This is a genomic window from Pallidibacillus pasinlerensis, from assembly GCF_009996845.1.
In the GTDB taxonomy this organism is placed as follows: Bacteria; Bacillota; Bacilli; order Bacillales; family Caldibacillaceae; genus Pallidibacillus; species Pallidibacillus pasinlerensis.
This window is the reverse complement of sequence record NZ_JAACYS010000052.1, coordinates 1-24,034: the sequence shown is the minus strand read 5'-3', so window position 1 is coordinate 24,034 and position 24,034 is coordinate 1. Positions and strand designations below refer to the sequence as shown.

The 24,034-nt window shown below is 33.9% G+C and carries 21 protein-coding genes; 8 read left to right on the top strand and 13 right to left on the bottom strand.

Translation table 11 applies throughout. The annotated features are described in order from the left end of the window. Window positions 1–223: 223 nt before the first annotated feature. Together ychF and GW534_RS11160 are read right to left on the bottom strand one after the other, a co-directional pair. A complete protein-coding gene (gene ychF, locus GW534_RS11165) occupies window positions 224–1,324 on the bottom strand; it encodes a redox-regulated ATPase YchF (RefSeq protein WP_161921100.1) in 1,101 nt (366 codons plus the stop codon). Between the two features lie 81 nt (window positions 1,325–1,405). After that, on the bottom strand, window positions 1,406–1,603 hold the full coding sequence (locus GW534_RS11160) for a DUF951 domain-containing protein (RefSeq protein WP_161921099.1): 198 nt from the start codon (window positions 1,601–1,603) through the stop codon (window positions 1,406–1,408). Window positions 1,604–1,796: 193 nt separating this feature from the next. Between GW534_RS11160 and yyaC the strand changes: the two genes are divergently transcribed. Continuing rightward, on the top strand, window positions 1,797–2,414 hold the full coding sequence (gene yyaC / locus GW534_RS11155; RefSeq protein WP_407670467.1) for a spore protease YyaC: 618 nt from the start codon (window positions 1,797–1,799) through the stop codon (window positions 2,412–2,414). A 36-nt stretch (window positions 2,415–2,450) separates the two neighbouring features. Here yyaC and GW534_RS11150 read toward each other — a convergent pair whose 3' ends face one another. The 11 genes from GW534_RS11150 to rpmH form a co-directional block, all read right to left on the bottom strand. After that, entirely contained in the window at window positions 2,451–3,158 is a 708-nt protein-coding gene (locus GW534_RS11150) for a DUF554 domain-containing protein (protein WP_161921097.1), read from the bottom strand. 247 nt (window positions 3,159–3,405) lie between these two features. After that, window positions 3,406–4,257, bottom strand: coding sequence for a ParB/RepB/Spo0J family partition protein (locus GW534_RS11145; protein ID WP_161921096.1), 852 nt, complete (start codon window positions 4,255–4,257; stop codon window positions 3,406–3,408). Further along, window positions 4,250–5,011, bottom strand: a complete 762-nt coding sequence (locus GW534_RS11140; RefSeq protein ID WP_161921095.1) for a ParA family protein — start codon at window positions 5,009–5,011, stop codon at window positions 4,250–4,252. The genes GW534_RS11145 and GW534_RS11140 overlap by 8 nt, the downstream gene beginning before the upstream one ends. Window positions 5,012–5,256: 245 nt before the next feature. Continuing rightward, on the bottom strand, window positions 5,257–6,126 hold the full coding sequence (gene noc, locus GW534_RS11135; RefSeq protein WP_161921094.1) for a nucleoid occlusion protein: 870 nt from the start codon (window positions 6,124–6,126) through the stop codon (window positions 5,257–5,259). Window positions 6,127–6,402: 276 nt separating this feature from the next. Then, window positions 6,403–7,125 carry a 16S rRNA (guanine(527)-N(7))-methyltransferase RsmG gene (gene rsmG / locus GW534_RS11130; RefSeq protein ID WP_161921093.1) on the bottom strand — a complete coding sequence of 241 codons (723 nt, stop codon included), beginning with the start codon at window positions 7,123–7,125 and terminating at the stop codon, window positions 6,403–6,405. Between the two features lie 29 nt (window positions 7,126–7,154). Next, the gene (mnmG, locus tag GW534_RS11125) at window positions 7,155–9,062 is read right to left on the bottom strand and encodes a tRNA uridine-5-carboxymethylaminomethyl(34) synthesis enzyme MnmG (protein WP_161921092.1); all 1,908 of its coding nucleotides are present in this window, start codon (window positions 9,060–9,062) and stop codon (window positions 7,155–7,157) included. A gap of 67 nt (window positions 9,063–9,129) precedes the next feature. Next, window positions 9,130–10,518 (bottom strand): tRNA uridine-5-carboxymethylaminomethyl(34) synthesis GTPase MnmE, encoded by a 1,389-nt coding sequence (gene mnmE / locus GW534_RS11120; protein ID WP_161921091.1) that lies wholly within the window; start codon window positions 10,516–10,518, stop codon window positions 9,130–9,132. 563 nt (window positions 10,519–11,081) lie between these two features. Further along, the gene (gene jag / locus GW534_RS11115; protein WP_161921090.1) at window positions 11,082–11,702 is read right to left on the bottom strand and encodes an RNA-binding cell elongation regulator Jag/EloR; all 621 of its coding nucleotides are present in this window, start codon (window positions 11,700–11,702) and stop codon (window positions 11,082–11,084) included. Further along, window positions 11,699–12,511: a YidC family membrane integrase SpoIIIJ gene (gene spoIIIJ, locus GW534_RS11110; protein ID WP_312854661.1), complete on the bottom strand. Its 813-nt coding sequence runs from the start codon at window positions 12,509–12,511 to the stop codon at window positions 11,699–11,701. Before spoIIIJ ends, jag begins: the two co-directional genes overlap by 4 nt. Window positions 12,512–12,617: 106 nt before the next feature. Continuing rightward, window positions 12,618–12,965: a ribonuclease P protein component gene (gene rnpA / locus GW534_RS11105; protein WP_161921088.1), complete on the bottom strand. Its 348-nt coding sequence runs from the start codon at window positions 12,963–12,965 to the stop codon at window positions 12,618–12,620. Between the two features lie 143 nt (window positions 12,966–13,108). Next, on the bottom strand, window positions 13,109–13,243 hold the full coding sequence (gene rpmH, locus GW534_RS11100) for a 50S ribosomal protein L34 (RefSeq protein WP_161921087.1): 135 nt from the start codon (window positions 13,241–13,243) through the stop codon (window positions 13,109–13,111). A gap of 650 nt (window positions 13,244–13,893) precedes the next feature. On the opposite strand from rpmH, the gene dnaA reads away from it, so the two are divergent. The 7 genes from dnaA (at window position 13,894) to GW534_RS11065 (ending at window position 23,966) form a co-directional block, all read left to right on the top strand. After that, window positions 13,894–15,243, top strand: a complete 1,350-nt coding sequence (dnaA, locus tag GW534_RS11095; protein ID WP_161921086.1) for a chromosomal replication initiator protein DnaA — start codon at window positions 13,894–13,896, stop codon at window positions 15,241–15,243. A 221-nt stretch (window positions 15,244–15,464) separates the two neighbouring features. Next, the gene (dnaN, locus tag GW534_RS11090; protein ID WP_161921085.1) at window positions 15,465–16,607 is read left to right on the top strand and encodes a DNA polymerase III subunit beta; all 1,143 of its coding nucleotides are present in this window, start codon (window positions 15,465–15,467) and stop codon (window positions 16,605–16,607) included. Between the two features lie 185 nt (window positions 16,608–16,792). Continuing rightward, window positions 16,793–17,008, top strand: coding sequence for a S4 domain-containing protein YaaA (gene yaaA / locus GW534_RS11085; RefSeq protein ID WP_161921084.1), 216 nt, complete (start codon window positions 16,793–16,795; stop codon window positions 17,006–17,008). 16 nt (window positions 17,009–17,024) lie between these two features. Further along, window positions 17,025–18,155 (top strand): DNA replication/repair protein RecF, encoded by a 1,131-nt coding sequence (gene recF, locus GW534_RS11080; protein WP_161921083.1) that lies wholly within the window; start codon window positions 17,025–17,027, stop codon window positions 18,153–18,155. 48 nt (window positions 18,156–18,203) lie between these two features. Then, on the top strand, window positions 18,204–20,120 hold the full coding sequence (gene gyrB, locus GW534_RS11075) for a DNA topoisomerase (ATP-hydrolyzing) subunit B (RefSeq protein ID WP_161921101.1): 1,917 nt from the start codon (window positions 18,204–18,206) through the stop codon (window positions 20,118–20,120). Window positions 20,121–20,204: 84 nt separating this feature from the next. Beyond that, window positions 20,205–22,676 carry a DNA gyrase subunit A gene (gene gyrA, locus GW534_RS11070; RefSeq protein WP_161921082.1) on the top strand — a complete coding sequence of 824 codons (2,472 nt, stop codon included), beginning with the start codon at window positions 20,205–20,207 and terminating at the stop codon, window positions 22,674–22,676. 174 nt (window positions 22,677–22,850) lie between these two features. Then, window positions 22,851–23,966, top strand: a complete 1,116-nt coding sequence (locus GW534_RS11065) for an HD-GYP domain-containing protein (protein WP_161921081.1) — start codon at window positions 22,851–22,853, stop codon at window positions 23,964–23,966. Window positions 23,967–24,034: the final 68 nt, after the last annotated feature.

Here is a 24,034-nt window from a genome sequence, read left to right as displayed (position 1 = left end):
TAATTTTTTTATTATATTTATCAAACTAACTGAAAAAAAGACTGTTCATAAAGAAACAGCCTATTGAGTAATTATTAGCTCCAGTGGCGGACACTTTCCGCGGGCACTTCGCTTTTTTATTTTTTTATTATTATTTCGTATAACATTAAAAATTATTATATTCAAGTTTATAGCACACAAACATGCGTAAATTAACTAACAATTATTTTTTTATATCATGTTTTTACACATTAAAACGGAAATGCATAATGTCGCCATCTTGTACAACGTAATCTTTACCTTCTAAACGAACTTTACCAGCTTCTTTTGCAGCACTCATTGAACCATATTTTACTAGGTCATCGTAAGAAACTGTTTCTGCGCGGATAAATCCTTTTTCGAAATCACTATGAATAATTCCTGCACATTCTGGTGCTTTCATTCCACGTTTAAAGGTCCAAGCACGTACTTCTTGTACTCCGGCAGTAAAGTATGTTGCTAATCCAAGTAGATGGTAAGCCTTGCGAATTAACTGGTCTAATCCTGATTCTTCAATTCCTAATTCTTCTAAGAATACGGCCTTTTCTTCTGGATCTAGCTCTGAGATTTCCTCTTCAATTCGTGCACAGATGACAACAACTTCAGCATTGTCTTTTTTAGCATATTCACGAACCATTTTCACATATTCATTATCTTCCGTATTCCCAATATCATCTTCGCCAATATTTGCTACATATAAAACAGGCTTTTGCGTTAATAGTTGGTACCCTTTTACGATTTTTTGTTGTTCTTCTGTAAATTCAACCGTTCTTGCTGGTAATTCCTTTTCAAAGGCTTCTTTAACTTTAGTAAGTACTTCGTATTCAGCTAACGCTTCCTTATCCTTTTGTCGTGCTAGTTTCTCAACTTTAGCAAGACGCTTTTCAACCGTTTCCATATCTGCTAAAATAAGCTCTAAATTAATTGTTTCAATATCTTCAATTGGGTCAACTCTACCTGCAACATGAGTAATATTCTCATCGTCGAAGCATCTTACAACATGACAAATTGCGTCTACTTGGCGAATGTTTGCTAAGAATTTATTTCCTAACCCTTCACCTTTACTTGCTCCTTTTACAATTCCAGCAATATCGGTAAATTCAAAAGTAGTCGGAACTGTTTTTTTCGGTTCAACAAGTTCCGTTAATTTTTGCAAACGAGCATCTGGAACTTCAACAACTCCAACATTCGGATCTATCGTCGCGAAGGGGTAGTTAGCTGCTTCTGCTCCTGCTTGTGTAATGGCATTAAAAAGAGTCGATTTTCCTACGTTTGGTAAACCGACGATTCCAGCTGTTAAAGACATCTATGTCACTCCTACTATTTTCTATCTATATACTCGTTCCTATTATAGTCATCCAAAAAGTAAAACACAAGAACATAAAAATTATGATTCCGCGTGTTCAATCACTTTTTTCATTTTACGAACAAACTCTTTTCTTGGTAACATGACACTATGGGAACAGCCCATACATTTTATTCGGATATCCGCTCCTAAACGAATGATTTTCCAGCGGTTTGTTCCACATGGGTGTTGTTTTTTCATCTCCACAATATCATTTAATTGAAAAGTTTTTTGTTCCATTAATAACCCACCTTCTCTCATTCGTTTAAGTAAATTCTATAAATCATATTAACTTGAATTCATTCATATATTCAAGTCAAATAACATAAAATAGATGAATCTTATTAAAAAAATAAATTATCCGATGTATAAAAACATTCCTAAGTTACTAAACTGTTAATACAGATATAAAAAGTGGTGAGGGGGGATGTTATTGTTTAAACCCGGATTTTTCCGTGGAAAGGATAATCAAGCTATTTCTTGGGAAGACCCTTTAGCAACAGGTAAGATAGCAAATGAACTTTTTAGTTATTTGCCGTTGAATGAATCGATTCCTGTACTTTTCATTTGTATTGGTACAGACCGGTCAACAGGTGATTCTTTAGGGCCATTAGTTGGAACGCTTTTACAAGATAAACTTCTTCCTGAGAATTTTTATGTTTTTGGTACACTTGAAGATCCAATTCATGCAGTAAATTTAGAAGAAAAATTAGAACAAATATATGAGCAATTTGAACAATCTTTTATTGTTGGCATTGACGCATGTTTAGGGCAAACGAAAAGTATAGGAACGGTGCAAATCCGTAAAGGGTCACTTAAACCTGGTGCTGGAGTAAATAAGACATTACCCCCTGTCGGTCATATTCATATGACCGGTGTTGTGAATATTAGTGGATTAATGGAATTTTTTGTATTACAAAATACACGACTACACTTAGTTATGAATCTTGCCAAAACAATTTCCGATGGAATTTATAAAGCCGGATTGCTTTACCGGTTTGGGCAAAATAACGAAAATGATCAATTATTAATAAATGAAGATATGCTTTAAATGGTACAAATTGAGGGGTGTCTAACAAGACAGTCCTCATAAATTTATGTAGTAAAAAATAGGAACAACAATTGCAATAACAAGTATGCCTGGCAATAAATTTGCTACTTTTATTTTCGTTATTTCTAACATATTTAATCCAATCCCCATAATCATAACGCCACCTGTCGCCGTTAATTCCAGTACAATTAAATCGAGTAAGTGGGGAGGGATGAACTTGTTAATTTGGGTTGCACATAAGGCAATTATACCTTGATATAAAAATACGGGAATGCTAGAAAATAACACACCAATTCCTAAAGTTGATGTTAAAACAACTGCTGTAAATCTATCAATCATTGCTTTTGTAAACAGTATTTTATGATCACCACTTATTCCACTATCTAAAGCACCGAGGACGGCCATGGCACCAATAACGAATAGAAGGGATGCTGTTATAAAACCTTGGGCAATATTCCCCTTCGCTTTATTGCCAATCTTTCTTTCTAACCATTTTCCCGATTGGGTGAATTTATTATCTAAATCAATCCATTCGCCTAAAATAGCACCTATGACAATACTAATAATAACGGCTAAAAAATTATTCGTTTGGACCCCCATTTGTATCCCTAAAACAGTTACCGCTAAACCAATTCCTTTTAGCACTGTATTTTTTAGCGACTCAGATATTTTCGTTAAAAACAATCCTAGAACTGATCCAAATATTATTGATAATGCATTGACAATAGCTCCTGTTAGTACCATAATTCCACCTGATTTTCTTTTTTGTATTAACACATTAAAGTAAGAATATCATAACATAATTAAGCTTAACTGAATACATTTTATTTTGAAATAAAATCATGCCTTTTTACATGCACACACATAAAAAAGTCTTTCCTAGAATTAAATAGTATTACTAGAAAAGACTTGTAATCAAAAGAACAGGTGTTTTTTCTTCCTACAAATAAAACCACAAAAAAATAAGCCATTTCATAATGACTTATTTTCTTTATTCCTCGTTTTCAGAATTCAAAATTTCTAATATGCGATTTAAATCTTCTTTTGAGAAAAACTCGATTTCAATTTTCCCTTTGTTTTTATTTTGTTTAATTTTTACAGTTGTTCCGAACCGTTCACGTAAATACGTTTCCTGTTCAACAAGGAAAACATCTTTTTTCTCTTTTTTCTTTGTTTCACGTGGAACATCATCGTTTAATTGTTGGACTAGTTGTTCTAATTGACGAACATTCAATTTTTCTTTAATAACTTTGTCAGCTAATGGTTTTATTTTTTTCTTATCTTTTAAACCTAACAAAGTTCTTCCATGACCCATGGATATTTTCCCTTCAGAAATATACTGCTGTATTTCAAATGGAAGTGTCAATAAACGAACATGGTTTGCTATATACGGTCGACTTTTACCAAGGCGTTTTGCTAATTGTTTTTGGGTCATTTGCAACCTTTCCATTAACATTTGGTAAGCAGATGCTTCTTCAATTGGCGTTAAGTCTTCACGTTGCAAGTTTTCTAATACAGCCAATTCCATCATTTGTTGATCATCCATTTTACGAACAACAACTGGAATGGTTTTCATTTTTGCAGCTTTTGCTGCACGATATCTACGTTCACCAACAACAATTTCATAACCTTTAATACTTTTCCGAACAATTAACGGTTGTAAAATCCCATGTTGAATAATGGATTGTTTTAATTCTTCTAAAGCTTCATCATCAAATTGTTTTCGAGGCTGATATGGATTTGGACGGAGCTCATCTATACTAATTTCTTGAATTTTTTCATCTTCTTTAACTTCAATATCGGGAAAAAGTGCACTTATCCCCTTACCTAAGCCTCTAGCCATTTTCCACCACTTCCTTCGCCAAATCAAGATATACTTCTGCTCCTCTAGAACGAGGATCATATATAATTATTGGTTTACCGTAACTTGGGGCTTCACTTAAACGAACATTTCTAGGAATAATCGTATTAAATACTTTATCTTGGAAATATTTTTTTACTTCTTCAATTACTTGAATTCCTAAGTTTGTTCGAGCATCTAACATCGTTAACAATACACCTTCAATTGTTAAATCTGTATTTAAATGTTTTTGGACAAGGCGCACAGTATTTAACAATTGACTTAAACCTTCCAAAGCATAGTATTCACATTGAACCGGAATAATAATGGAATCTGCAGCGGTTAATGCATTTAATGTTAATAATCCAAGTGATGGTGGGCAGTCAATGATGATAAAGTCATATTCCTCTTTTACTTGATCAATCGCATGTTTTAAACGGATTTCCCGTGAGATAGTTGGAACTAATTCTATCTCTGCACCTGCTAATTGAATCGTTGCTGGAATACAGAATAAATTTTCCACAGCTGTTGGTCGTATTACATTTAAAGGATCTTCATCATCTATTAATATATTGTAAATACATTTTGAAACATCTGCTTTTTCTACACCGATACCACTTGTTGCATTCCCTTGTGGATCTGTATCAACAAGTAGTACTTTTTTACCCATATATGCTAAACATGCAGCTAGATTAACGGATGTCGTTGTTTTACCAACCCCACCCTTTTGGTTTGCGATAGAAATAACTTTACTCACAGTTTCACCTACCTTAATACATAAAGCTTATTCTATTTTATCATGAAAATCAGAAAAATACTTTTTTCCGATTAAATAATATTTAAATAGGTATTTAGTTTTAGAGAAAGCAATGTTTAAAAGGTCTTGGTAAAATTTACAATAATAAATAATCAATAAGGAATAAAGGTTTTTTAGCTTAAATTTTCTTATATAAAAAGAAAAAAGACTGCTAAAATAACAGTCTTTCATTCTATTAAAAGGATTTATGATTTCTTTTTCGGTATACGGATGGTGATTTGATAGTAATCTTCTAATTCCTCTTCTGTTGTATCCGCCTTAATCCCACTCTCTTGAACCATTTCTAAAGATTTTCGGATTGTATTAACAGCAATTCGTACATCTTTACTGAAGGCAATTCGTTTTCGTTTTTTAGGTTTATCCTTAGAGAGTAGTCGTTCAACACGGGCTTCAGTTTGTTTGACATTCAAGTTGTTCTCAATAATTTCATTTAATAGTTTAACTTGTTTTTCTGCATCCTTTAATGGAATCAATGCTCGCGCATGTCTTTCCGTAACTTCCTTTGTTAAAAGGGCATCTTGAACTTCTTTCGGTAATTTTAGTAAACGTAGCTTATTAGCGATTGTAGACTGACTTTTCCCAAGTCTTTGTGCTAAAGCTTCTTGTGTCAATCCATGAATTTCTAGTAATTGATTATAAGCTACCGCTTCTTCAATTGGTGTTAATTCTTCCCGTTGAAGGTTTTCTATTAATGCAACAGAAGCTGTTTCTTTATCATTGAAGTTTTTAAGTATAGCAGGTATCGTATCCCATCCTAATTTTTTAACTGCCCGATATCGACGCTCACCGGCAATGATTTCAAAATGATCGTTCTCAATGGATCGAACAACAATCGGTTGAATCATGCCATGGGTATGAATCGTTTTAGCTAGTTCTTCAATTTTTTCCTCATCAAAAATTGTACGTGGTTGAAAACGGTTAGGAATTATTTTCTCTATGGGTAGTTGTCGAACCTCTTCAATATTTTCATCAACTAGCTCTGTTTGTAATTCTTCGTTATTTACTTCTTTTACCTTTTCAGTAACACCGAATAAGCGTGAAAATGGATGTTTCATTGCTCTTCACCACCCTTTTAAAACTCCCTAACTGTACCCAAGTTAGGGTCAGCAGTAATTAAATTGGGAAATAATACGTTGATGTAAACTAATTATTCTTCTACTTTTACTAAATGAACCGAGCAACCTCTTAATTACTTACTTCGCCCTTTATATAAAAGTTCCTGCTAAGTTAGGAAATAATTTTTATTAAAGAGCTTTTTATAAACATTACTTTATGTATAAAGAAAGCTTTTATAAAAAGTTTTTCATTTGGAAATAGTCTACTTTATCATATCATAAAGGCTTTTTCGTTGGAACGCCTGGTTTTCTTGGGTACTTTTTTGGTGTGCTTTTGAATTTATCAATAACAATTATTGTTCGTTCACTATCTTCAACAGGTAGTGAAAAGTTATATACCTTTTTCACTTTTCCACCTAATGATGAAATAGCTTTTTTAGCTTCATTTAGTTCCTCTTCACCATTTGCTCCTTTTAAGGCAACAAAGGCTCCCCCTACTTTTACTAGTGGGATACAAAATTCACTTAATACAGACATTCTAGCCACTGCTCGAGCTGTTACGACATCGTATTTTTCTCGATGGTCTTTATTTTGGCCGAAGATTTCTGCCCGATCATGGTAAAAATGAACATTATCTAAGGCTAAAGCATCGGCTAGTTCATTTAAAAAGATAATCCGTTTATTTAATGAGTCAACGATTGTGATATCTAAATTTGGAAAAGCAATTTTAAGCGGGATGCTAGGAAATCCTGCACCCGCTCCTACATCACAAAGTTTAATCGACTGCTCCTTAGTAAAGGAAAAATATTTTGCTGCCGTTAAAGAATCATAAAAGTGTTTTAAATATACTTCATGTTTTTCTGTAATGGCAGTTAAGTTAATTTTTTCGTTCCATTCGACAAGCATTTTGTAATATGTTTCGAATTGTTGTAATTGATAATCCGTTAATTCAATTTGCATTTCTTCTTTTAAGTGTTGTTGAAATTGTTCAATATTCATTTTAGCCACTCTTTCTGAATGAACATTTTTTAACCTACTGTTTTTTCGTCAGAAACACGGGCAATTTTCCCTTGTTCTAAGTAAACTAATAAAATTGAAATATCAGCTGGGTTTACCCCTGGAATACGAGAGGCTTGGGCTAATGTTAATGGATGAACTTTCTTTAAATTGTCAACAGCTTCATTTGCTAATCCATTGATTGCATCGTAATCAATATCAATTGGAATCTTCTTATCTTCCATCTTTTTCAAACGTTCAACTTTTTGTAGTTCTTTTTGAATATAGCCTTCGTATTTCACATGAATCTCCACTTGTTCTTCAACTTCATGGGACAATTCTTTATCACTTGGGGCTAACTGTTTAATATGTTCATATTTAATTTCTGGTCGTTTTAATAAATCACTAGCTAAAATACCATCTTTTAATTTGCTACCACCGACACTTACAATAAGTTGTTGTGTTTGTTCATTCGGTTTAATTCGTGTATTTTTTAATCGATTAATCTCTTCTTCAATATTTGCTTTTTTCTCTAAATACTTTTGGTAACGTTCTTCGCTAATTAATCCAAGCTCATACCCTAGTTCTGTCAGTCTTAAATCAGCATTATCATGACGCAATAATAGACGATATTCAGCACGGGAAGTAAGTAGTCGATACGGTTCTACTGTTCCTTTCGTTACTAAATCGTCAATTAAAACTCCGATATAAGCTTCAGAACGTTGTAAAATAACTTCCCGGTCACTACCTTTAGCGCGAAGGCATGCATTAATCCCTGCCATTAAACCTTGGGCAGCGGCTTCTTCATATCCACTTGTACCATTTATTTGACCAGCAGTGTATAAGTTTTTAATCGCTTTTGTTTCTAATGTCGGCCAAAGTTGCTCTGGTTTAATGGAATCATATTCAATCGCATAACCTTGACGCATCATTTTTGCATTTTCTAAGCCAGGAATGGACTTGATCATTTCTAATTGAACTTCTTCTGGAAGACTCGTTGATAAACCTTGCACATATACTTCTTCTGTATTTCGACCTTCTGGCTCTAAAAAGATTTGATGGCGTGGCTTATCGTGGAACCGCACGACTTTATCTTCAATGGATGGACAATATCTTGGACCACGGCCTTTAATCATTCCTGAAAACATTGGACTACGGTGTAAGTTGTCTTCAATAATTTGATGTGTTTCCCCTGTTGTATAAGTTAACCAACACGGTAATTGATTTGTGATAGCTTCTGTCGTTTCATATGAAAATGTTTGTGGATTTTCATCCCCAGGTTGAATTTGTGTTTTTGAGTAATCAATTGTCCTACTATTCACCCGTGGTGGAGTTCCTGTTTTGAAACGAACCATGTCAAAACCTAAATCATGCAGGCTATCGGATAATTTAATTGATGGTTGTTGGTGGTTTGGTCCACTGGAATATTTCATTTCACCAATAATGATTTCGCCACGTAAAAATGTTCCTGTCGTAATAATGACAGTTTTTCCACGGAAAATCGCACCAGTTTGTGTAATTACACCTTTACAAACACCATCTTCAACAATTAAATCCTCGACCATCCCTTGAATTAAATCAAGATTTTCCTGGGTTTCTAGTGTCTTCTTCATTTCTTGTTGATATACAAACTTGTCTGCTTGAGCTCGTAATGCACGAACTGCTGGACCTTTTCTTGTATTCAACATCCGCATTTGAATAGCCGATTTATCAATAATTTTACCCATTACGCCACCTAAGGCATCAATTTCCCGAACAACAATTCCTTTAGCTGGCCCTCCGATAGACGGATTACAATACATGAAAGCAATTGTATCTAAACTAATTGTAATGATGGCAGTTTTTGCTCCCATTTTTGCAGCAGCAAGGGCAGCTTCACAACCTGCATGCCCTGCACCGACAACAACAACATCATAATTTCCTGCTTCATAAGTTTGCATCTTTCTAACCTCCTATTCCAATTATTTTATTAAAAAATAACTGGATAACGACTTACAATGACTTAAATTATTTTCCTAAACAGAATTGGGAGAACAGTTGATTGATTAGTTCATCGTGAATACTCTCACCAATTATTTCACCGAGTAAATCCCAAGCTTTTGTCATATCAATTTGAACGAGATCAACAGGCATTTCGTTCTCTAATGCATTTAATGCATCATTGATTGATTGAAGTGCTTGATTTAATAAAGCAACATGGCGAGCATTTGAAACATAAGTAAAATCATCACTTTCAATTTCGCCCGTCATATACATTTGGGAAATCGTTTCTTCTAATTCTTCAATTCCCTTTTCTTCTTTAACAGAAACATGGATTATTTTCCGATCACCGGCAAGTTTTTTAACTTCCTCAATATCAATTCGTTGCTCTAAATCTGTTTTATTTATCACAATAATAGCATCCATGCCTTGAATTGTTTCAAACAGTTTCCGGTCTTCGTCAGCTAATTCTTCATTATTATTTAGTAAGAATAAAATTAAATCAGCTTCTTGTAATACTTTTCTTGAGCGTTCTACACCGATTCGTTCAACGATATCTTCTGTCTCACGAATACCGGCCGTATCAACAAGTTTCAGTGGCACCCCTCGGACATTGACATATTCTTCAATAACATCACGTGTTGTACCAGGTATATCTGTTACAATGGCTTTATTTTCTTGTACAAAACTATTTAATAATGAGGATTTACCAACATTTGGACGGCCAATAATGACAGTTTGAAGTCCTTCACGTAGTATCTTTCCCTGTTGCGCCGTTTGTAACAATTTTTCTATTTCTTTTTTTACATATAGCGCTTTTTGTTTAAACATTTTATTTGTCATTTCTTCAACGTCATCGTATTCAGGATAATCAATGTTCACTTCAACTTGGGCCAACACTTCTAAAATTTCTTGTCTTAAACGTTGAATTAACTTCGATAAACGTCCCTCAAGTTGACCAATGGCAACGTCTGCTGCACGGTCCGTTTTAGCACGAATTAAATCCATAACCGCTTCCGCTTGTGATAAATCAATTCTGCCATTTAAAAAGGCACGTTTTGTAAACTCACCCGGTTCTGCCAAACGGGCACCGTTCGTAATGACGAGTTGTAACACGCGATTTACTGATAAAATACCACCGTGGCAATTAATTTCTACAACATCTTCCCTCGTAAAAGTTTTTGGCGCCTTCATCACGGAAACCATCACTTCTTCAATGGTTTCATTTGATTTCGGATCTACGATATGACCGTAATGAATTGTATGTGAATCCACCTCTGTCAGTTTCTTTCCAGAAGGGCTTTTAAAAACTTTATCACTAATTGATAGTGCGTCAGGGCCAGATAACCGAACGATCCCAATCGCTCCTTCACCCATTGGTGTCGATATTGCAGCAATTGTATCTAAATCTAACATTTGCTTCACCCTATTCATTTCTTTCTATTTATTTTAAACGATTTATATATATTTTAAGCTTTTTTACTTGAACTAGAATATCACACAACTGTTTGAAACAAAAGATATGCATAACAATCATTTTAACTTATCAACATGTGGATAACAAATAATAATATTTTTTGAGCTCTTTCATCGTTTATCCACATGTTGATAAAACTTGAGTCATTTATATATTTCATAAGACTTTTGAAAAAGTTATTCACTTTTGTAATTTAATTTCATGATTTATTTCGTTGGCGGACGCTTTCCGCGGGCGTGTCTTGAGCCTCCTCGACTCACAAGACACGTCTCTAGGGGTATCAAGACTCACGCTATTCCTGCAGGACTCTGATTAAGCTCGGGAGCATTACACCGCAGAAAAAATACGAATGTATTTTTTTAGTCGCCGCCAACTTCACAAAAAAACCACTATTTTGTTTTGCATGTTTTGAGAACTCCTTTAAAAATATAAAAAAAACCACCTCTAAATTTAGGTTTGTGACCTTAAAGAGGTAGTCTTCTAACATTATTACCATTTATATTTAAAACTTTGGTTGGATAACTAATCGTCTATGTGGTTCTGTTCCTATTGAATATGTTTTAACTTTTTCATTGTCAGCTAATGCTGAATGGATGATTTTTCGTTCAAAAGATGGCATTGGTTCTAACTTAATTTCTTTTCGTTCACGAAGAGCTTTACTTGCTAGGCGATTCGCTAATTGTACTAAACTTTCTTCTCTTCGTTTACGATAATTCTCTGCATCCAATACTACGACCATGTATTGATCAGTATAGCGATTTAACACTTGTTGTGTAAGGCTTTGTAAAGCATTTAAAGTTTGTCCTCGTTTTCCTATTAATAATCCTGTTTTTTCACTAATCAAATTAAAATGGACATTTTTCCCTTCAACAACCGACTCAATTTCAATCGGAATATCCATATTGTCACAAACTGATTTTACAAATTTTTTCGCTTCTTCAATAGGATCGATATTCACTTTAACTTTGACAATCGCTGGACGCGAACCAAAAATACCAAAGAGTCCTTTTTTCCCTTCATCAACAACTGTGATTAAAGCTTGTTCTTTTTTAATCTTAAGTTGTTTTAGCGCTGATTCAACTGCTTCATCTACAGTTTGACCTGTCGCCGTTATTTCTTTCACTTTTTCTTTCCTCCTGCACGTCCTGCTTTCGCTTTTCTTTGTCCAGAACTTGTTTCAGGTTTTACGATTGCGATTTCAGGTATTTTAATAAAGAAACTTTGTACGATAGTAAAGATATTCCCGATGATCCAGTATAGCGGTAATGCAGCTGGTAAAATCCATGCGAAAACAAGAATCATAATTGGCATTAACCAAAGCATCATAGCTAATTGCGGATTCGATTGTTGGTCTTTCATCATTACTTTTTGTTGAATAAATGTCAACACACCAGCTAAAATTGGGAGAATAAAATATGGATCTCGTTCCGATAATTCAAACCATAGAAACGTTTTACCTTGAAGATCCTCAGTACGCATAATAGCGTGATAGAATCCTAGTAAAATTGGAAGTTGAATTAATATCGGTAAACAGCCCGCCATAGGATTAATATCATATTTTTGGAAAAGTTGAATTTGGGCTTGTTGGAACTTTTGTTGCGTAACAGCATCTTTAGAACTATATTTTTTCTTTAATTCTTGTAATTCTGGTTGAATAGCTTGTAACATCTTAGAACTTTTCATTTGTTTAACCATTAACGGCAATAGAATTAAACGAATAGCGATTGTTATTAAAATAATAGATAGTCCATAACCCCAAGAACCACCAAAAACCTCACCAATTTTAATAATTAGCCAAGATAATGGATAAACAATAAACTGGTTCCATATTCCTGTACTTTCAGATGTAATCGGTTCATTAATTTCAGTACAACCAGTTAATAATGTAATAACAAGGACAATACTTATTAATCCAAAGACTTTTTTCTTCACAAACGTATATCCCCCTACCTTCAATAGTATTTCCGATTCTATCATTTATCTCTTTTACTTCACAGTTATCTACTATTTTAACCTAAACGTATGTAAATAGAAAATACTAAATATTGCGTGGTAAAACTTTTGCTATTTTTAAAACATGAATTAAACTTTTTTTCACTTGGAAATAATCCATCTCCGCTGCAGGCTTTCTTGCAATAATAATATAGTCGTATTGGTCATCAATATCTTCCTTCAATTCTGTAAAAACTTGACGAATATACCGCTTCACCCGATTTCGTGTTACTGCATTTCCTATCTTTTTACTAACGGATAAACCAATCCGGAAATGATCAATATTCGGATTTTTATATTTGTATACAATAAATTGCCGGTTTGCAAAAGACTTTCCTTTTTTATAAATCAACTGAAAATCTTTATTAGCTTTAACTCGATATTCCTTTTTCATTTGCGACACCTGCATCAAACATTATTAACAAATAAAAATAAGAAACCTAGTAAATGGTTTTGGTTTCTATTATTTTTATTGCACATTATTTTATAATCAAACATTAAAAACAATTGTAAAAAAGACCACTGATTTTCAGTGGCCTAAGCAGATAATACTTTTCTTCCTTTACGACGACGACGCGCTAATACCTTACGCCCGTTTTTTGTACTCATTCGTTGACGGAATCCATGAACTTTACTTCTTTTTCTTTTATTTGGTTGAAATGTTCTTTTCATTGCTATATGACACCTCCCTATATATGAGGACAATTCAATTCAAGACAGTCTTAATTATTATAAAAATATTCCCTTTCCATGTCAAGCCTCTTCAAAAGCTGCAAATATTTACCTTTTTTCACTACCAATTTATTTTACTTAAAAAATTTATTCATTATAAAAAAGTAATTTAAAATGATTCACTATATAAAGTTGTAAATAACTTTTTCGACCTTTTTATTTAATAACCACAACATATCGACATTTTTTTCACAAGATCGCAACTTGTGGATAAAAATAATTAACATATATTGAGTTTTGTGGATAGTTCATAGAAATCATTGCGGATTGTAGCAAATTTTGATATGATGATATGTGTTTTAATTGGGGATAACTTAATTCAAATTTATAATTATCCACATTTTGTTAATAACTTGTGGATAAGGTTTTTTGATAACGTGGAAGAGTTTGTCCACAAGCGGTGTATCGTGTGGATAATCTTTTTTTTATCTATATTATATCTTTATCCACAATCGCAGTGTATTATGGACAAGTTTTGAGGTAACTGATAGAGGCGTGAGAAACAAAATGCCAACGCAAATAAGAAAGTAGAAAGTTGTTATATTTTTTACTTTCTTTTTCTAATTTAAAGGTCAAGGAGGTAGCAGCCGTTGGAAAATATCGATGACCTTTGGGGACAAACGTTAAAGATTATTGAACAAAAAATTAGTAAGCCTAGTTTTGAAACATGGTTAAAATCTACGAAAGCAGTATCACTCAAAGGCACTACTTTGATTGTCGAAGCTCCGAATGAGTTTGCACGTGAATGGCTGGATGGGAACTATAAAGAGATCCTTACAGAAATTTTATATGATTTAGTTGGCGAAAATATGACATTACGTTTTGTAATACCAAATGCAAATTTAGAAGAAGAACCAGTAGCCCCTTCTACCGTGATGAAAAAACAAACAAAACAAGACATGTCAGCAGAATCACCTAATTCTATGTTAATTCCAAAATATACTTTTGATACTTTTGTTATTGGTTCTGGTAACCGTTTTGCTCATGCTGCCTCTCTTGCAGTTGCAGAAGCTCCAGCAAAAGCTTATAATCCATTATTTATTTATGGTGGTGTTGGATTAGGGAAAACTCATTTAATGCATGCCATTGGACACTATGTTTTAGAACATAATCCCGATGCGAAAGTTGTCTATTTATCTTCTGAAAAATTCACGAATGAATTTATTAATTCCATTCGTGATAATCGCCCAGAAGAATTTCGTAACAAATATCGAAACGTAGATATTTTACTTATTGATGATATTCAATTTTTAGCTGGAAAAGAATCAACACAAGAGGAGTTTTTCCATACATTTAATGCATTACATGAGGAAAATAAACAAATCGTTATCTCAAGTGACAGGCCACCAAAAGAAATCCCAACTTTAGAGGATCGTTTACGTTCACGATTTGAATGGGGACTTATTACTGATATTACCCCACCTGATTTAGAAACGAGGATTGCAATCCTGCGGAAAAAGGCAAAAGCTGAAGGTCTTGATATTCCTAATGAAGTCATGCTTTATATAGCAAATCAAATTGATACAAATATTCGGGAATTAGAAGGCGCACTTATTCGTGTAGTAGCTTATTCTTCATTAGAAAATAAAGATATTAATGCAGATTTAGCTGCAGAAGCACTAAAAAGTATCATTCCTTCTTCTAAACCTAAAACTATTACAATTAAGGATATTCAACGCGAAGTTGGGGAAGAATACGGTATTAAAATGGAGGATTTTATATCGAAGAAAAGGACAAAATCCATTGCCTTCCCAAGACAAATTGCCATGTATTTAGCTAGAGAATTAACAGATAACTCCCTGCCGAAAATAGGTGAGGAATTTGGTGGTCGTGATCATACAACTGTAATTCACGCCCATGATAAAATCTCTAAATTAATTGAAACTGATCCTCAATTTAAAAAGCAAATTGAAGAATTACAAAGCCGTTTAAAAGTTTAATAACTTTATCGCTAATTAAATAGAATTACTTTCTTATCCATTATGGAAAATTTTATTTAGCTGTTAACAATGTTAATAACTTTTACAGATTACTCACAGTCTGTCCACATGTGGATAGACTTTATTTTACTAACTCAAATAGACTTGTCCACAAATTCACAGCCACTATTACTTATATTACTTTATTTTTTATATATTTATTATATATTGGGGGAACAATCATGAAATTTTTCATTCAAAAGGACCGCTTAATTGAAGCAGTTTCAGATGTACTAAAAGCAGTCGCTTCTAGAACAACTATTCCAATTTTAGTAGGTATAAAAATTGATACAACAGATGAAGGTGTTTATTTAACTGGTAGTGACTCTGATATTTCTATAAAATCTTTTATTCCTAGAGAAGAAGAAGATACAGAGATTGTAGAAATTGTCGAAAAAGGATCGATCGTTTTACACGCTCGCTTTTTTAGTGAAGTTGTAAGAAAATTACCTGAATCTATTGTAGAAGTATCAGTTGAAGATCAATTCAAAACTGTTATTCGATCAGGAAATGCAGAATTTATTATTCACGGATTAGATGCCGAGGAATATCCTCGCTTACCCCAAATTAATCAAGAAAATAGTTTCACAATGCCAACGGATTTATTAAAAAATGTCATTAAACAAACAGTTTTTGCTGTTTCGACATCCGAAACACGACCGATTTTAACGGGTGTCCATTGGACATTTGAAAATAACGAATTAATTGCCGTTGCAACGGATAGTCACCGCTTAGCATTAAAAAAAGCAACTTTACAAACAAGCCTAGAACAAGATCAATCATTCAGTATTGTTATTCCTGGTAAAAGTTTAACTGAATTAACAAAAGTCTTAGACGATAACCAAGAACCTGTGGAAATTATCGTTACTGAAAATCAAATTTTATTTAAAGCTAAAAATCTATTGTTTTACTCTCGCTTACTCGAAGGGAAATATCCTGATACATCAAAATTAATTCCAACGGATAGTAAAACAACAACGAAATTAAATTCAAAGGAATTTTTAGAAGCCGTTGACCGTGCATCACTCCTTGCCCGTGAAGGAAAGAATAATGTCATTAAGTTTGCGATTTTAGAAAATGATATTATTGAAATTTCATCCTACACACCAGAGATTGGTAAAGTTGTTGAAAAAGTAAAAAGTTTAGCCGTTGAAGGTGAAGATATAAAAATCTCCTTTAGTGCAAAATATATGATGGATGCACTACGAGCCATTGATGCAACGGATATTACGATTTACTTTACCGGTTCAATGCGTCCATTTATTTTAAAATCTGATTCAGATGATACGATTTTACAACTGATATTACCGGTAAGAACATTTTAATTAACCACATGTGGATAATCAGAATTCAAAAAGGTTATCCACATGTGAATAACCTTCCCTTTCAGACATATCCTCCCTACCACAAGTACATGTTAAGCATTCTCACCTGAAATTCAATGAAGTAGCCCTTTCCTCTTTTTCTTTTGTTTAGTAAAATTATAGTAGACAAGAAAGGAACGGTAATGATGCAAACTGTAAAAATTGATACTGAATATATTACGCTTAGCCAATTTTTAAAAATGACGGATATTATCCAATCCGGTGGAATGGCGAAATGGTTTTTACAAGAATATGAAGTGTTCGTTAATGGTGAAATTGAAACGAGGCGAGGAAGAAAATTACGAATTAATGATACGATTGAAATTGAAGGAATCGGATCGTTTAAAATTATTGGTGAATAATTAAAGGATGTAAACCATGTATATTAAAAAGTTAAATATTAAGCATTTCAGAAATTATAATGAATTGTCCATTACCTTTGATAATAAGGTTAATGTCATTATTGGTGAAAATGCACAAGGAAAAACGAATATGATGGAGGCTATTTACGTCCTTGCGATGGCAAAATCCCATCGTACTGCGAATGATAAAGAACTAATCCATTGGGACGAAGATTATGCTAAAATAGAAGGATGGTTAGAAAAAAGGAACAATACCTTACCTCTTGAACTAGTTATTACAAAAAAAGGTAAAAAAGCAAAACTTAATCATCTAGAACAATCAAAATTAAGTCAATATATCGGTAATATGAACGTTGTGATGTTTGCGCCTGAAGATCTTAACTTAGTGAAAGGTAGTCCAACTGTTCGTAGGCGATTTATTGACATGGAAATCGGACAGGTATCCCCTGTTTATCTTCATAATGTCAGTTTATATAATAAAGTTTTACATCAACGGAACCAATATTTAAAAATCTTGCAAAGAAAACAACAAACGGATTTGAATTTGCTAGATATATATACCGAGCAGTTAATTGATTTAGCTGTCAAAATTGTAACAAAACGATTTGAATTTTTGCATTTACTACAAGATTGGGCAAAGTCCATCCATTCTAGTATTTCAAGAGGGTTAGAGGAATTAGAAATTCGTTATAAATCATCGATTGAGGTATCAGATGGGGACGACTTGTCGAAAATGATTAATGAATATAAAGAAAAATATGAACGTGTAAAAGAAAGAGAAATTGAACGGGGAGTCACCCTCTTTGGGCCTCATCGAGATGATTTATTGTTTTTTGTAAATAGTCGTGATGTACAGGCGTTTGGTTCGCAAGGGCAACAAAGAACAACCGCCTTATCTGTAAAATTGGCAGAAATCGAGCTGATTAAAAGTGAAATCGGTGAATATCCTATTTTGCTATTGGATGATGTTTTATCGGAATTAGATGATTACAGACAATCTCATTTATTAAGCACCATTCAAGGAAAGGTACAAACATTTGTAACAACAACAAGCATTGACGGTATCCATCACGATACGTTAAAAAATGCCAATATTTATCGTGTGAGTAAAGGTCAGTTAGAAAACCCGTCTGAGTCAAATGAGTGAAATTGATAGATTAAAGAAAGTTGGGTGAATACATTGGCGTTAGATGAAATTAAAAAGCAGGACACATCTTATGATGCAAACCAGATCCAAGTATTAGAAGGACTTGAAGCGGTTAGGAAACGTCCGGGGATGTATATTGGATCAACGGGTGTAAGAGGTCTCCATCATCTTGTATGGGAGATTGTTGATAATAGTATTGACGAAGCGCTGGCAGGTTATTGTTCAGAGATTCGCGTAACAATTGAAGAAGATAATAGTATAACTGTAAAAGATAACGGTCGGGGAATCCCTGTTGATATTCAAGAGAAGGTTGGGCGTCCAGCGGTCGAAGTAATTCATACAGTACTTCACGCTGGTGGTAAATTTGGCGGCGGTGGATATAAAGTTTCTGGTGGACTCCACGGTGTGGGTGCCTCTGTGGTTAACGCATTATCAGAGAAAATGGAAGTTCATGTTCACCGGGATGGGAAAATTTATTACCAAAGATATGAACGTGGTAAAGTAATGACCGATTTAGAAGTGATCGGTGAAACGGATGTTACAGGAACATCTACCCATTTTAAGCCGGATAAAGAAATTTTTACAGAAACGATTGAGTTTGATTATGACACGCTGAAAAAAAGAATCCGTGAATTAGCCTTCTTAAATAAAGGATTAAGAATTATTTTAGAAGATAAGCGTGGAGAATCACCGCGAATTGATGATTTCCACTATGAAGGAGGTATAAAGTCTTACGTATCGATATTAAATGAAAATAAACAAGTGTTATTTGAGGAACCGATTTATATTGAAGCGGAAAAAGATGGCATTGCCATTGAAATTTCCATGCAATATAACGATGGGTATAATAGTTTAATCTATTCGTTTGCAAATAATATCCATACGTACGAAGGTGGGACGCATGAATCGGGCTTTAAATCCGCTTTGACACGAGTTATTAACGATTATGCTCGGAAAAATAATATTTTAAAAGAAAAAGATGAAAATTTAATGGGTGAGGATGTTCGTGAAGGATTAGTAGCGATTATTTCAATTAAACACCCAGACCCACAGTTTGAAGGGCAAACAAAAACTAAGCTTGGAAACTCTGAAGCACGTACGATTACAGACTCCCTTTTCTCAGCAGAACTTGAAAGATTTTTACTAGAAAATCCTTCAATTGCTAGAAAAATTGTCGAAAAAGGGATTGTTGCTGCACGCGCGCGTGTGGCTGCGAAAAAAGCTAGAGAGGTAACTAGAAGGAAAAACGTATTAGAGATTTCCAATCTTCCTGGAAAACTGGCAGATTGTGCTTCAAATGACGCAACAATTAGTGAACTTTATATCGTTGAGGGGAATTCCGCCGGTGGTTCAGCAAAGCAAGGTCGAGATCGTCATTTCCAAGCGATTTTACCGTTACGAGGAAAAATACTAAACGTTGAAAAAGCAAGATTAGATCGAATTTTGTCTAATAATGAAGTACGTTCTATGATTACGGCAATTGGAACCGGGATTGGCGAAGATTTTGATATTTCCAAAGCGCGTTACCATAAAATTGTTATTATGACTGATGCGGACGTTGATGGTGCCCATATCAGAACATTATTATTAACGTTCTTTTATCGTTTTATGAGGCAAATAATTGAAGCTGGTTATGTTTATATCGCACAACCACCTTTATACAAGGTCCAACAAGGGAAAAAGATTCAATATGCATATGACGATGGTGAGTTAGAAAAAATTATTAAGTCGTTACCTGAATCACCTAAACCAACGCTACAACGTTATAAAGGTTTAGGGGAAATGAACCCTGAACAGTTATGGGAAACGACAATGGATCCGAAAACACGTACTTTATTACAAGTGCAGTTAGATGATGCTATTGAAGCGGATCGTACATTTGAAATGTTAATGGGTGAAGAGGTAGAACCACGTCGGAAATTTATTGAAGACAATGCCGTTTACGTGAAAAACTTAGATATTTAATGTTTTCTGTCTTTATGTTTAGAAAATAGTGAGATTGTTGAAGTGAAGAAAGAGCCCTTTTAGGAAAAGGAGGTTCGCTAATTAATGACTGAAACACCAAGTTCAAATATAAGCGAAATTAATATTACAGAAGAAATGCGGACATCGTTTTTAGACTATGCCATGAGTGTTATTGTATCTCGTGCTTTACCAGATGTCCGAGATGGATTAAAACCCGTACAAAGACGGGTTTTATATTCCATGAATGATTTGGGGGTTACTGCTGATAAACCTCATAAAAAAAGTGCCCGTATCGTTGGTGACGTTATCGGTAAGTATCACCCCCACGGCGACTCTGCGGTATATGAAACAATGGTACGTATGGCCCAAGATTTCAACTTAAGATATCCATTGATTGACGGACATGGAAACTTCGGATCAATTGATGGTGATGGTGCCGCTGCTATGCGTTATACCGAGGCAAGAATGTCTAAAATTGCCATGGAAATGCTTCGGGACATTAATAAAGATACAATTGATTATCAAGATAGCTATGATGGCCAAGAAAAAGAACCCGTTGTCCTCCCTGCAAAATTCCCTAATTTATTAGTGAATGGTACAACTGGAATTGCCGTTGGTATGGCAACAAATATGGCCCCACATCAATTAGGTGAAGTTATTGATGGTCTAATAGCTTTAAGTCGCAACCCGGAAATTTCCATTGAAGAGCTGATGGAATATATTCCTGGACCAGATTTTCCAACAGGTGGCCTAATTTTAGGTCGAAGTGGAATTCGGAAAGCTTATATGACTGGAAAAGGGTCTGTTACTGTTCGTTCAAAAGTGGAAATTGAAGAGATCGGAAGCGGTGGTAAACAAGCAATTGTCGTAAAAGAAATTCCATATATGGTGAACAAAGCGCGTCTGATTGAAAAAATTGCTGAACTAGCAAGAGAAAAGCGTATTGATGGAATTACAGCATTACGTGATGAATCTGATCGATTCGGCATTCGTATTGTTATGGAGTTGCGAAGAGATGCAAATCCACATGTACTATTAAATAATCTATACAAACATACTTCACTACAAACGAACTTTAGTATAAACAATTTAGCACTTGTTAATGGTCAGCCAAAAGTATTAAATTTAAAAGAACTGCTTTACTATTATTTAGAGCATCAAAAAGAAGTTATTCGCAGAAGGACAGCTTTTGAATTACGTAAAGCTGAAGCAAGAGCGCATATTTTAGAAGGTTTACGTATCGCATTAGACCATATCGATGCGATAATTAGTTTAATTCGTAGCTCTCGAACAACCGAGATAGCTAAAGAAGGATTAATGAATCAATTCAATCTTTCTGAAAAACAAGCACAAGCAATTTTAGATATGCGTCTGCAACGTTTAACAGGTCTAGAACGAGAAAAAATTGAAGAAGAATATGTAGAACTTATAAAATTAATCGCTGAACTAAGAGCGATTTTAGCTGATGAAGAGAAAATATTAGATATTATCCGTGACGAATTATCTAATATTAAAGAAAGATTTAATGATGAACGTCGCACGGAAATTACCGCAGCGGTAGATGACATTGATGATGAGGATTTAATCCCTGAAGAAAATGTTGTTATCACTTTAACAAAAAATGGTTATATTAAACGTCAACCGTCATCTACTTATCGTGCGCAAAAACGTGGCGGTCGTGGTATACAAGGTATGGGGACGAATGAAGATGACTTTGTTGAGCATATCATTACAACATCAACCCATAATACACTTTTATTCTTTACAAATAAGGGGAAAGTATACAAACTAAAAGGATATCGTATACCTGAGTACTCACGGACAGCAAAAGGACTTCCGGTTATTAATTTATTAGAAATTGAAAAAGATGAATGGATAAATGCAATTATTCCGGTTGAAGGTCTAGATGATACATCTTACCTATTTTTCACAACAAAACAAGGAATTGCAAAACGGAGTTTATTATCGTCCTATGCTAATATTCGAAGTAGCGGTTTAATTGCTATTCATTTACGTGATAATGATGAATTAATCTCAGTTAAATTGACTGATGGAACAAAGGATATTGCAATTGGTACGAAAAAAGGAATGCTAATCCGATTTAATGAAACGGAAGTTCGAGCAATGGGTAGAACAGCGACTGGTGTTAAAGGAATTACGCTAGATGAAGATGACGAAGTTGTCGATATGGAAATTTTAGAAGAAGATCAAGACGTATTAGTAGTAACAAGAAAAGGTTACGGGAAACGCACAAATGCAAGTGAATATCGTGTAGTTCATCGAGGCGGAAAAGGTGTCCGTACATGTAATATTCAAGAAAAAAATGGTGAACTAGTAGCGATGAAATCAGTTAATGGTGATGAAGATATTATGATTGTTACTGATAGTGGTGTCATCATTCGTATGGATGTGGCTGGCATTTCTCGGACAGGACGTAATACTTTAGGCGTAAAATTAATTCGTTTAGCAGACGACCATTTTGTTTCTGCCGTAGCGAAAGTAGATAAAGAAGAAGAGGAACAAGAACAAGATGAAGTAGAGACTGAAGAATCTTAATTACAGGCTTCTTCTAATTACTAAATCTATAACAGTGATAAAAACTATTTCAATAGGCTAATGCATCCTTAATCATAAGATGGATTAGCCTTCTTTTTTTATTAGATAAGATATGGAAACTTTCGATGGAATACCATAAAATAAAGGAAAAGGACAAAAAGGGACGGAGACAAATTGAAGGTAAAACTATCGGAACTCAAAGAAGGATATGTATTACTTAATGATGTAAAAGGATTAACAAAACATCCTATCGTACCTAGAGACACTGTAATAACGAATGAAATAATTGAAGTATTAAGGGCATTTTTAATTAAGGAAGTTTCAGTTTCCAAAGATGGAATCGAAAAAAAAGGGGCTAAGAATAGTTTAACCCGTAAAGAACAAGCTGAAAAAATGTCTGAAAAGGAAGATATAAAAAATAAAACTACATCGATTGTGAATAATACTTTCCAACAACTATATTTAGAAGCAGTTGAAAACTACAAAAAACAATTTATTAGTTGGCAATCTGGTAGTACAGTTGATATAAATATGATTCGAAATATCATGATTCCATTATTTAATGAATTAGTAGAGAATCCTGTTAATCTATTATTCTTACAAAATTATGTCGATACACCAAAAAATTATTTGTATCATCATGCGATTGCCGTTGGAATAATTTCCGGGTACTTGGCAAGACGATTAAATATGTCTCAAGGTGAATACTACCAAGTTACGTTAGCAGGATGTTTAAGTGATTGTGGTATGGCAAAAGTAACCCCTGCTATTTTGCTAAATAGTAAAATAACGAGTGAAGATTTCCGTGAAATTAAAATACATCCAACTTATAGCTTTATGTTCGTTAAAAATATACCATCATTGTCGAGGGATGCAAAAATTGCAATTTTACAACATCACGAAAGACTAGATGGAAGTGGGTACCCACTTAAAGAAAAGGGAGATAAAATTAATCAATATGCTCAAATTATTGCAATAGCTGATGTATATCATGCAATGGTTTGTAATCGAGTTTATAAGGATAAAGTTTCTCCATTTCGGGCGATTGAAATACTTACAAGAGAACATTTCGGTCAGTTCAATGTAACGATACTAAAAACTTTAATAAATGTTATAGCACCATTAACAATTAATTCGCATGTAGAGTTATCGTCAAATGAATTAGGAAAAATACTTTATATTGATCAAAATTATCCTACAAGACCAGTTGTGGAATTAGTAGATAGTAAAAAGATAGTTTCACTAATGCAAGAAAAAAATTTATATATTCGAGAAATATACATGCATTAAGGAAATATAAATTTACCTAAAGGAAAGGTGCGGAACTACGATGACATCTTTCCTTATATTTTTTTCGA